The sequence below is a fragment of the Methyloceanibacter sp. genome (genome assembly GCF_050728395.1).
Classification (GTDB): Bacteria; Pseudomonadota; Alphaproteobacteria; order Rhizobiales; family Methyloligellaceae; genus Methyloceanibacter.
Window position 1 is genome coordinate 1 of the sequence record NZ_JBOHJB010000096.1, and the last position, 9,780, is coordinate 9,780.

A 9,780-nucleotide genomic window follows, 5' to 3' on the forward strand; every position below is an offset into this window, starting at 1 on the left:
GTGATGGGCTCGATGGTTTTGGACGAGCTTCTTTCTCAGCGCGACGAGATCAATCATCGCCTGCTGAAAGTGGTCGACGACGCCACCTCCAATTGGGGTGTCAAGGTCACCCGCATCGAGATCAAGGACATCGAGCCGCCGCGCGATCTGGTCGATTCCATGGCGCGGCAGATGAAGGCAGAGCGCGACAAGCGCGCCACGATCCTTGTCGCTGAAGGCGAGCGGCAGGCGGCAATCCTGACCGCGGAAGGTGCCAAGCAGGCGCAGATTCTCGCCGCGGAAGGGCGCCGCGAGGCTGCCTATCGCGATGCCGAGGCCCGCGAGCGCTCGGCGGAAGCGGAAGCCAAGGCGACCGAGGTGGTCAGCGATGCGATCAGCAAAGGCAACGTCCAGGCGATCAATTACTTCGTCGCCAACAATTATGTCGGCGCGCTGAAGGCGCTGGCCGAAGCCAAGAACCAGAAGGTGCTGATCCTGCCGATCGAGGCGACCTCGGTGATCGGTGCGATCGCCGGCGTCGCCGAAATCGCGCGCGAAGCTTTCGGCGACCGTGGCGGCAATTCGGCCTCGCCGCCCGCTGACCGCCAGCCGACCACGACGCCGCGGGTCCGTCCTGGCGGCGGCGTACCCTCGCTATAAGCCAAGTCGATGGTGGAGTCTGGCCGATTGCTCTTCCCTCCCCCCTTGAGGGGGAGGGATAGGGAGGGGGGTCAAAAAATGAACTTCACCCCCCTCGGCTCCGCCTTCAGCGGAGCCTGCTTTCCCGCAAGGGGGGAGCGGAAAAGGCTCAAGGCGCGGAGGTGAGATCAATGGACATGTTCACCAATCTGAGTCCCTGGACCTGGATGATCCTTGCCGCGATCCTGTTCGCGCTCGAGGTGATGTCGCCCGGAATTTTCCTGATGTGGTTCGGCATGGCCGCCGCCGTCACCGGCCTTCTCGCCTTCGCCTTCGACATCAGCTGGCAGTGGCAGCTCGTATGGTTCTGCCTGCTGTCGCTCGCCGCCGTGCTCGTGGCGCTGAAATATCTGCGCAACAACCCGCTGCACAGCGACCGCCCGCTGCTCAACGAGCGCGCCGTGCAGCATATCGGCCGGTGCTACGATCTCGTCGATCCAATCGTGAACGGGCGGGGCAGCGTCAAGATCGGCGACTCGATCTGGCGGGTGCAGGGGCCTGAGTTGCCGAAGGGAACGCGGGTGCGCGTGCTCGGCGCCGACGGGACGCTGCTGAAAGTGGCGCCCGCCTAAGGGCTAGGTCGGTATTTCAGGCTCGCTGTCCTTCTCGACGATGTCGACGATCTCGACCGGCTGTTCCGCGGTCGCGTCGTCGCTTGGCCAGTAGCCTATGGCGAGCCTGATCCCTCCTGACCCCTCGACCACTACGTTGGTGAAGCCGGCATCTTCGAGCTTGGCGGCAACCATGCGGTTTGTGGCAAACCGGTTGAATCCGGAAAGCGCGATCCTGGCGACGTACCACTTGCCCTTGCGCACAGTGTATTCGGCCATGCCGTTGCTCTCTTTTTCGCCCCATAGTTGTATTCTGCACTTTTATAGGTCGATGGTTGCAGGCGCAACTGGAGGTCAAGCGTTGGTCGCGAACCACGTCGCGACGGCGTCTCGGCCTCGCTGATCGAGCAACAGATGCAGTCTGGTGCGGCGGAGCAGGAAGTCCTCCGCCGTCATGGCGTCTTCAGTCTCGACGGCATGGATCAGCTCGGCGCGCGTGACGCCGGGGGCGATCTCCTGCGCGAGGGTCGGTTCGAGCAACAGCTTCGCATAAAGCCTCTCGATCTGGTCTCCGTAGGTGAAAGCCCAGCGATGGCGGGTCTCGCGGGAGATTGTTGCCGGGCCTTGGGCGATTAGGGAGAGAAGCGTTGCGCGGGATTCTCCGCCGCCATAAAGGGGAACGTCCTTGGTCCAGGGGCCACCCATGTAAGCGTCGAGCTCGCGAAGCTCGTCGAGCACACGTTCGGCGAAGGCGCGGTGAGTGGTGAGCTTGCCGCCGTAAAGGGTGACGAAGCCGCCGCCGCCGTTGGCGATGCTGGCGAGCGCCGGACGGCGGGTGAGGCGGCTCGACTTCCTCTCGCCATGATCCTGCAGGGCGCGGACCCCGGCGAAACTCCACACCACATCGGCGGCCGTGGCTGGTCCGCTGCCCGGGGCAAAGTAGCGGTTATAGGCGTCGAGCAGATAGGCCTGCTCCTCGGCCGAGCAGGCCGCTGCGCCTGGATCGCCTTTTTCAGGCACCTCGGTGGTGCCGACGATGAGGAAGCGCCGGTCGAGCCAGGGCAGCACGAAGATCACGCGGTCTTCCGTGTCCTGCAAGGTATAGGCATCGGCCTCGAGCGGCGCCGGCATTCGGAGGACGATGTGGCTGCCGCGGATCAGCCGCAAAGGCCGGGCCGGGGGAGCGATGCGGCTCAAGGCGTCGACGGCGGCGACAAAGGGGCCTGCGGCATTGACGATGAAGCGCGCATCGACCTCGCGCTTGACCCCGCGCTCGTCGAGCTCGATCGCATAGCCGTTGGCGAGCGGCTCGATCCTTGTCACCGCCCGGCGGTTCAGAATGTCGGCGCCGCGGGCGCGGGCATCGAGCAGAACCGCAAGCACGAGGCGGGCGTCGTCGGCCTGGCAGTCGTGGTAGTGCAGCACGGCGCTAAGATCTTCGCGGCGGAGCCTTGGCAGAGCCGCGATCTCCGGGGCCTTGAGGCGCCCGCTTGGCGGCAGCCCGTCGCCGATCGAGAGGAGATCGTAAAGGGAAAGGCCGGCATGCAGCAGCAGGGCGGGGCGCTTCTGCCAGCCATAGATCGGCAGGAGAAAGCGGAGCGGCTCGACCAGATGCGGCGCGGTCACGAGCAGCTGCGCCCGCTCGACCAGCGACTCGCGCACCAGCGCAAGCTCGAGCTGCTCGAGATAGCGCAGGCCGCCATGGATCAGCTTGGACGAGGCCGACGAGGTGGCGCAAGCATAGTCGCCCTTCTCGGCGAGCATCACCTTCAGCCCGCGGCCTGCGGCATCGCGCGCCACGGCCGCGCCGTGAATGCCGCCGCCGATGACGAGAACGTCGAAGCTTTGCGTGGCCAACTGGCTAGGCGACGCCGGCGCGGAGCAGATCGTGGATGTGGATGATGCCGACCGGGCGCCCATCCTCCACCACGAAGAGCGCGGTGATGCTCGATGAGTTGATGATCTCGAGCGCGGCGCTTGCCAGCAGATCAGGCGATACGGTCTTCGGCGCTGCCGTCATGATCTCGCCGGTGCGGCGCGACAACAGCCCGTTGCCCATGTGGCGGCGCAGGTCGCCGTCAGTGATGATCCCGGCAAGCCGGCCGTTCTCATCGACCACGCCGAGGCAGCCAAGGGCCTTCTCGGTCATCACCACGATGGCTTCGGCCATCGGTACGTCGCCGGCGGTGAGCGGCAGGCGATCGCCCTTGTGCATCAGGTCGCCCACGAATTTCAGCCTGGCCCCGAGCTGCCCGCCCGGGTGCAGAACCTGGAAGTCGCGGGCGGTGAAGCCCTTGCTCTCGAGCAGCGCGATGGCGAGGCAATCGCCGAGCGCAAGCTGCATGGTGGTCGAGGTGGTGGGGGCGAGGCCGTGCGGGCAGGCTTCCTTGCTATGGGGAAGCGCCAGCACCACTTCCGCCGCCTTGGCCAGCGTGCTGTCGGAATTCGAGGTCACCGCGATCAGCGGCACGGCGAACCTTCGCGAATAGGACACGAGATTGCCGAGCTCGACCGTCTCGCCGGACCAGGAGAAGGCGAGGATCACGTCGTCGCGGGTGATCATGCCGAGGTCGCCGTGGCTCGCCTCGCTCGGATGCACGAAGGACGCCGGCGTGCCGGTGGACGAGAGCGTGCCTGCCACCTTCATGCCGATATGGCCGCTCTTGCCCATGCCGGTGACGATCACGCGGCCGCGGCAGGAGCGGATGAGGCGAATAGCTTCGGCGAAGCTGTCGAGGAGCTCGGTGTCGAGGGCCGCTTCGAGCGCGCGCAAGCCTTGCGCCTCGAGCTGGATGGTGCGCGCGGCGGACGCAATCGCGTCGCGCGCGTCGTGTCCCGGAAAACGGTCCCGTTTGAGGCTGACAGCCATGTCCCTCGTTCCCCCGCTTTTCCCGTCCCTTAGTAGCACAGATCGGGCGCCTTGCGGGCCTCTTGAGAAAAGGCCGATTCGCCGGCCAGGGCCAGGCGCCCGCCGACTCTATTCCCTCGCAGCGCCTCCGATCAACACCCGCAAAGCATTGAGAACTGCGGCTTTCCCGCTGCCACACTCTTGCTTCATAGCTCCCCCTTGCGGGGAGGTCCGACGCCGCCCCCTTTTACTGCGCTACCGCTCCGCTACTTGAGCGCAGGGGCGGCGCCGGGGTGGGGGCACGTTCTTGCAGGACTCGTGGCTGTGTCTCCCGGCAGTCCCCCCACCCCAGCGTCGCAAGAGCGCCGCCGGACCTCCCCACAAGGGGGAGGTATGGAGTCCGTTGCTGCGCCGTGACGAGACATGCGACTCCGTTGCCGCGGCGCTGCTCAGCGTCCGGCTCATGTCAAAGAGCGAGGGATGCGGGGCGCCAAGCGGCCGCGTCCTAATTTTTAGTGGGCAGCCTCTCGGCGCCCCGCTTAGCGGCGATATATTGAGCCCCTTCCCCTCGCTTATCGTCTCTTCCGCGGGCAGCGTATAGCTGCCGGCAGAGATGGACCCGGGCTTTCCAACCCAGGCGGGGGGCAGACGAGCCCCTGAGGTGGTCCGTTACACCGGCCGCGAAACGCGAGACCACTCTTTCTCAGATGAGGTCGCACGCCCGTTTCGCGGTTCTCCTCAGGCGCCGCTTCCCTGCCCTCTCATGCCAGGACGTTCCTAGGTCACGCATCCCTCATGGGGCAGGGATGGGAGGAGTGTATGCAGGCGCGGAGGGCGGGGATAAGTGGTGCAGAGGTCCGCTAAGTACCAAGAGCGGACATTTTGCCATTCGTGCTACATATGTACTCGCGAGGGCATACGATGCTTTACCTGATCACCAAAGCTTTGCTCTCCGGAGTGATCGTCATGGCAGCTTCGGAGGCGGCCAAGCGCAGTCCCGCCTATGGTGCGCTAATTGTCTCGCTACCTCTTATTTCAATTCTCGCCATGATTTGGCTATGGCGAGACACGGGCGACAATGAGCGGATAGCTGCTCTTTCGGAGGGAACGTTCTGGCTCGTGTTGCCGACGCTGCCGATGTTCCTCGTGCTACCCGCGATGCTGAGAAATGGTTTTGCATTCTGGACCGCTCTTGCGATCTCATGCGCTCTGACCGTGGCTCTCTACTTGGTAGCTGTTTGGCTCTTGCCAAAACTCGGGATCAATCTCTAAGCCTGCGTCAGAGTGTGAGAGACCTGAGCATCATCCAGAGGCCGAACACCAACACCATCACTGAGCCGCCCACCTCCAATACCCGCCCCACGCGATGTCGCCAGCTCTCGGTTCTGACGAGCAGCCCCATGAAGCGCTCACGCGCGAACGCCGCAGCGAGCGCGATGCCGCCGATGGTGGCGATCATGCCGAGGGCCATGGCTGCTGTCACCGCGAGTCCCTCTGCGAGCAGCCCGCGCGCGAGCGCGTAGCTCATGATGAAAGTGGTGAGCGGGCATGGGATCATGCCGGTCACCAAGGCGAGGGTCCTGCCATCGCGTTCATGCATGTGGTGGTCGTGCCTTGTGGAGCGCCATAGCAAGAAGGCACCAATCAAGGCGACGAGGGCACCGCTTGCAACCTCGAACTGCGGCGTGCGCCCGCCCTGGGCGAACGCTTTGCTGATAAACGCGAAGCCAGCGAGGACGAGGACGATGGCGAGCCCGACATGAGTCAAGGTGAGGATGGCGCCGTTGGCTATGCCTTCCCGCAGCTTGCTCGGCTGACCGAGATGGTAGGACACCAACACCGTTTTGCCGTGGCCCGGCATCATTGCATGTACCGCGCCAAATAGGATGGCGGCTGCCATGGCAGCAAAGACAGCGCGAGTGTCACCACTGGCCACGTCGCCAAGGCCGCTGCGCATGCCGCCATAGAGCCAACCTTGGATAGCTATGAGGCTGTTCATTCCGACCCGTGTCAGCTGCGCGCGACCCCAATCTTCTCAAGAGCCGCCTGCACCCCTTTCGCCAGTTTTAGCGCATCATCATTTGCCCAGAAGTGCACGAAAAAGAGGCGCGGTTGCTCGTTGAGCATGTGGCTGTGGATGGCCGTTACCTCGATACCGTTTTCGCGCAAAACGCGGATCAGCGGATTCACCTCGTCAGCTGTGATTACGAAGTCGCCGGTGATCGCCGCCTTGCCGCCGCCGGTAGGCTGAAAGTTGATCACGGTGGCAGTTCCCATAGCGGGTGGAACCGGCATGCCGCTATCCGAGATCGCGTCCTTGCGCGGAACCGAGAACTGATAGACGCCGCCGTTGACCTTCCCCTTCGCACCGATGGCACTATCTAGGGCTGCCGTGTCGAGGTCGATCTGTGCGGCCTGAGACGTAGGCGCGGCAGGAGGCCCAAATGGTGTTTTGCTCACGCCAAGCGCGCCGCGAATGGCGGTTGCTAGTGCGACGGCATCGCCATGGCCATGAACGTGCATGTAGTAGGTGGCCGGGTTGGCGCGCAGGAGGTGGTTGTGAAGTGCGGTAACTTCGATGCCGCTCGCAAGCAGCTTTGTCATCACCGGTTCGATCTCCGGCTCCGTCAGCACGAGATCGCCCATGACTAGCGCGCCGCCAGCGATCGGCTCGAAGCCGAGCCAGCCGCCAAGCGCCAGCGCAGGCTTAATGGTCACTGCGTCAACGGTTACACGGAGGTCGCTGCGCGGAATACCGTAACGGTGAACGTCGCCCTGTACTGACGCAGATTTGCCGAGCGCGGCGTCGACCTTGCCCCAGTCAACGTCAGCCGCGAGAGAGGGACTGCATAGCAGCAAACCGAAAGCGAGGACGGAGGTTGGGAGAGCGTAGCGCATTTGAAAGCTCCTTTCTGATGCCCCCCTGCGTTAAGTGGACCCCCAAGAGCTTCATTCATCAGGCACTCGGCTTGTTGGTCGGCCAGTTGTGCGTTTCGTCGGTCGCATCGCGGCACCAACGGTAGAGGGCGTCGTAGAGCAGCATCCCAGCCTCGAGCTGTTGCAGATCATCTGAATACATGCGTGAGAGGCCAAGCGAGGCTGCGAGCAAGCCGGAAGCCTGTGGCGACAGATCGAGGCGGGCAGTATCCGCTGCTCGTACCATCGTCGCCAGGCGGAGCAATGCTGGCGTGCCTAACGCAAGCTCTTCGATCATGGTGTCGAAGGTGCAGGTATCACCGCGATGGCTCCAAAAGACATTCTCGATGTCGAAGGGAACGCCGCCGAAACGCTCCGCCACCTCAACGACGTCAGACGGAGCAACAAACAGGAATACGGCGAAAGGATCGACGAAGCGACGAATGAGCCAGGGGCACGCGATGCGGTCGATCTTTGGTCGTGTGCGGGTCACCCAAACGGTTCTTCGACGACTGTCAACAGCAGGCAGCTTGGCGGAGGGAACCAAGGGAAGCTCCGCCTGCTTCCACGCTTCAAATCCTCCTTCCAGAACTTGCGCTGGGACGCGTTGCCCTCGAAGGAAGGCTGCCGCGCCTTGGCTTAGGCTCGTCCCGTTTTGGCAAGCCACAATGATAGACTGTCCCGCGCGCTCGCCAATCCAGTCCGCTATCTCATCGGGGCCACAATGGTGGGACGACGGAATGAGACGCGGATCAGCCTTGAAGGCAATTGCGTCTCGTACATCCACCAACATCGGACACTTGGGTGTGCCGATAAGGCGGATAAGCTTGTCGATTGAAATGGTGTTTGGAGCCGACATGATGCGTCCCTTCTCAACAAGGAGCGGAACGCGATGCTTCGGCTTGCGCCTCGTGGGGAGATCGCGGTCCCCATGCGCGAATAGATGACCTCTCCGCGCTTGATGTCAAGATACGCTGGGGCGAATGCCGGTCGATGTCCGCTCTGTGTCAATAGCGGACGTGACGCGTGCAGGCACGCGACGCGAGCGTCTCATTGCGCTCGCCGATGCCTATCTGAAAAATGCAGAGAGACAGGGTATTCGGCAGGCGCTTGGGAAGGGGGTAAGACGTGGATGGCCGGGACAAGCCCGGCCATGACCATGTCTTGAGGGGCAAGCTCAAATCGTATCGGAGCGGCCTCTTTTATATGGGACCTTGTATATGGGACCTTGCCCTGGGACCGCCGAACTTCCTTTTTTCGGCGGCAGGTCCTAAAGAGTGGGCATCATGGCAAAGACTGAGCTCAAAACCGAGGCCCCGAACTGGGCTCTACGAGCGGCCGCGATCGTGGGTGTCATTTACGGCTTCGGCTTTCTGCTGATGCCGTCTTCTCTGCTGGAGCTGAGCGGAGATCCGGGCGTGCCAGCCAACCCGGGTTGGGTGCGCTGGGCCGGAGGGTTCGTTCTTGGCATTGCGCTCGGCCCGTGGCTCGCATCGGAGGGGTGGGTCAAGGAGCAGCCGTTCATCGCCGGTCTCGCGGCGGCCTACACTCTGTCCGGCCTCGCGCTCCTGTATAGTGTCGTGAGCGGGGAATATGCCGGCGCGGCGTGGTTCATCTGGATGCCGATCGTCATCCTCGGCGCGCTCGCCCCGATCATGTGGCGGCTCGCAACCAAGTAAGGATTCGGTGCCCTCTCGCGGGGAGAGGGAAGCCACCTCGTCCTGAGGAGGCGCGGAACGCGCCGTCTCGAAGGATGAGGCCAGATGCTTCGTGACGCGCTGCTGTCGCAGCGCTTCTCAGCATGAGGAAAAGCTACAGCAGCTTTTTCACCTCGGCGGCAAAAGCGGGGCCGAGGTCGGGGCGGGCGAGCGCGTAGGCCACGTTGGCGAGCAGGAACCCCATCTTCGAGCCGCAGTCGAAGGTGCGCCCTTCATATTTCAAGGCGTGGAAGTCTTGCGTCTCGAGCAGCCTGATCATGGCGTCGGTGATCTGGATCTCGCCGCCGGCGCCGGTCTCCTTGGCAGAGAGGATGTCGAAAATCTCTGGCTGGAGGATGTAGCGGCCGAGGATGGTGAGGTTCGAGGGCTCGGTGCCTGGCGCGGGCTTCTCCACCATGAAGTCGATGGGGAACACGCGGCCGTCGCCTTCGCCGATCGAGACCACGCCGTAGTTCTTCACCTGATCGTCGGGCACCGGCTCGACCGCGATGATGTTGCCGCCATGCGCCTCGTAGACATCGAGCATCTGCGCGGTGCAGCCCTTGCCCTTGCTCTGCACCAGCACGTCGGGGAGGATCAGCGCAAACGGCTCGCGGCCCACGAGCTCGCGGGCGCACCACACCGCGTGGCCAAGGCCGAGCGGCTCCTGCTGGCGCACGAAGCTCGTCTCTCCCGGCGCCGGAAGGTCGCGGGTGAGCGCCTCGAGCTCCGCCGTCTTGCCGCGGGCGGCAAGGGCCTGTTCGAGCTCGGGCTGGCGGTCGAAATGATCCTCGATCGCGCTCTTGTTCCTGCCGGTGACGAAGATGAAGTGCTCGATGCCGGCTTCCCTCGCCTCGTCGACCACGATCTGGATCAGAGGCCGGTCGACCACGGTCAGCATTTCCTTCGGGATCGCCTTGCTCGCCGGCAGAAAGCGGGTGCCGAGGCCTGCGACGGGAAACACGGCCTTGCGGACGGGAGCGGCCATTTAGGTCCTCAGATCGCGGGTTATGCCCCCGGGATCGGAGGCAGGCCGCCCTCTTTCCGACAGAGGGAAGCGAATTGCAACAGCGGCTTGTCCAGGACCTGT

The 9,780-nt window shown here is 63.9% G+C and carries 11 protein-coding genes; 4 read left to right on the forward strand and 7 right to left on the reverse strand.

All coding sequences use genetic code 11. The features are described from left to right. Both ACREC7_RS13830 and ACREC7_RS13835 read left to right on the forward strand, forming a co-directional pair. The coding region (locus tag ACREC7_RS13830; RefSeq protein WP_431556272.1) for an SPFH domain-containing protein at positions 1–639 on the forward strand (639 nt) is incomplete at its 5' end. 170 nt (positions 640–809) lie between these two features. After that, positions 810–1,250: an NfeD family protein gene (locus ACREC7_RS13835; RefSeq protein ID WP_431556273.1), complete on the forward strand. Its 441-nt coding sequence runs from the start codon at positions 810–812 to the stop codon at positions 1,248–1,250. Positions 1,251–1,253: 3 nt separating this feature from the next. Here the strand turns inward: ACREC7_RS13835 and ACREC7_RS13840 are convergent, their stop codons facing one another. From ACREC7_RS13840 to ACREC7_RS13850, 3 genes are all read right to left on the reverse strand, one after another. Continuing rightward, positions 1,254–1,508: a hypothetical protein gene (locus tag ACREC7_RS13840; protein ID WP_431556274.1), complete on the reverse strand. Its 255-nt coding sequence runs from the start codon at positions 1,506–1,508 to the stop codon at positions 1,254–1,256. 75 nt (positions 1,509–1,583) lie between these two features. After that, a complete protein-coding gene (glpD, locus tag ACREC7_RS13845; protein ID WP_431556275.1) occupies positions 1,584–3,086 on the reverse strand; it encodes a glycerol-3-phosphate dehydrogenase in 1,503 nt (500 codons plus the stop codon). A 4-nt stretch (positions 3,087–3,090) separates the two neighbouring features. Next, a complete protein-coding gene (locus tag ACREC7_RS13850; RefSeq protein WP_431556276.1) occupies positions 3,091–4,098 on the reverse strand; it encodes a KpsF/GutQ family sugar-phosphate isomerase in 1,008 nt (335 codons plus the stop codon). 900 nt (positions 4,099–4,998) lie between these two features. Here ACREC7_RS13850 and ACREC7_RS13855 point away from each other — a divergent pair. After that, positions 4,999–5,349, forward strand: coding sequence for a DUF3147 family protein (locus ACREC7_RS13855; protein ID WP_431556277.1), 351 nt, complete (start codon positions 4,999–5,001; stop codon positions 5,347–5,349). Positions 5,350–5,356: 7 nt separating this feature from the next. On the opposite strand, the gene ACREC7_RS13860 is transcribed toward ACREC7_RS13855, so the two are convergent. Genes ACREC7_RS13860 through ACREC7_RS13870 form a run of 3 tightly spaced genes read right to left on the reverse strand, consistent with a single transcriptional unit; the run spans position 5,357 to position 7,852 of the window. Continuing rightward, positions 5,357–6,076, reverse strand: a complete 720-nt coding sequence (locus tag ACREC7_RS13860; protein ID WP_431556278.1) for a nickel/cobalt transporter — start codon at positions 6,074–6,076, stop codon at positions 5,357–5,359. Positions 6,077–6,087: 11 nt separating this feature from the next. Continuing rightward, on the reverse strand, positions 6,088–6,975 hold the full coding sequence (locus tag ACREC7_RS13865) for a DUF1259 domain-containing protein (protein WP_431556279.1): 888 nt from the start codon (positions 6,973–6,975) through the stop codon (positions 6,088–6,090). Between the two features lie 58 nt (positions 6,976–7,033). Next, entirely contained in the window at positions 7,034–7,852 is an 819-nt protein-coding gene (locus ACREC7_RS13870) for a chromate resistance protein ChrB domain-containing protein (RefSeq protein WP_431556280.1), read from the reverse strand. 427 nt (positions 7,853–8,279) lie between these two features. On the opposite strand from ACREC7_RS13870, the gene ACREC7_RS13875 reads away from it, so the two are divergent. Beyond that, a complete protein-coding gene (locus tag ACREC7_RS13875; protein ID WP_431556281.1) occupies positions 8,280–8,672 on the forward strand; it encodes a hypothetical protein in 393 nt (130 codons plus the stop codon). Positions 8,673–8,805: 133 nt separating this feature from the next. On the opposite strand, the gene galU is transcribed toward ACREC7_RS13875, so the two are convergent. After that, on the reverse strand, positions 8,806–9,678 hold the full coding sequence (galU, locus tag ACREC7_RS13880) for a UTP--glucose-1-phosphate uridylyltransferase GalU (protein ID WP_431556282.1): 873 nt from the start codon (positions 9,676–9,678) through the stop codon (positions 8,806–8,808). Between the last annotated feature and the right edge of the window lie 102 nt (positions 9,679–9,780).

Excerpts from the sequence above, each read along its gene's own strand:
- ACREC7_RS13835 (WP_431556273.1), top strand. The coding sequence starts at position 810 with ATGGACATGTTCACCAATCTGAGTCCCTGGACCTGGATGATCCTTGCC.
- ACREC7_RS13840 (WP_431556274.1), bottom strand. The coding sequence starts at position 1,508 with ATGGCCGAATACACTGTGCGCAAGGGCAAGTGGTACGTCGCCAGGATC.
- ACREC7_RS13850 (WP_431556276.1), bottom strand. The coding sequence starts at position 4,098 with ATGGCTGTCAGCCTCAAACGGGACCGTTTTCCGGGACACGACGCGCGC.
- ACREC7_RS13855 (WP_431556277.1), top strand. The coding sequence starts at position 4,999 with ATGCTTTACCTGATCACCAAAGCTTTGCTCTCCGGAGTGATCGTCATG.
- ACREC7_RS13860 (WP_431556278.1), bottom strand. The coding sequence starts at position 6,076 with ATGAACAGCCTCATAGCTATCCAAGGTTGGCTCTATGGCGGCATGCGC.
- ACREC7_RS13865 (WP_431556279.1), bottom strand. The coding sequence starts at position 6,975 with ATGCGCTACGCTCTCCCAACCTCCGTCCTCGCTTTCGGTTTGCTGCTA.
- ACREC7_RS13870 (WP_431556280.1), bottom strand. The coding sequence starts at position 7,852 with ATGTCGGCTCCAAACACCATTTCAATCGACAAGCTTATCCGCCTTATC.
- ACREC7_RS13875 (WP_431556281.1), top strand. The coding sequence starts at position 8,280 with ATGGCAAAGACTGAGCTCAAAACCGAGGCCCCGAACTGGGCTCTACGA.
- galU (WP_431556282.1), bottom strand. The coding sequence starts at position 9,678 with ATGGCCGCTCCCGTCCGCAAGGCCGTGTTTCCCGTCGCAGGCCTCGGC.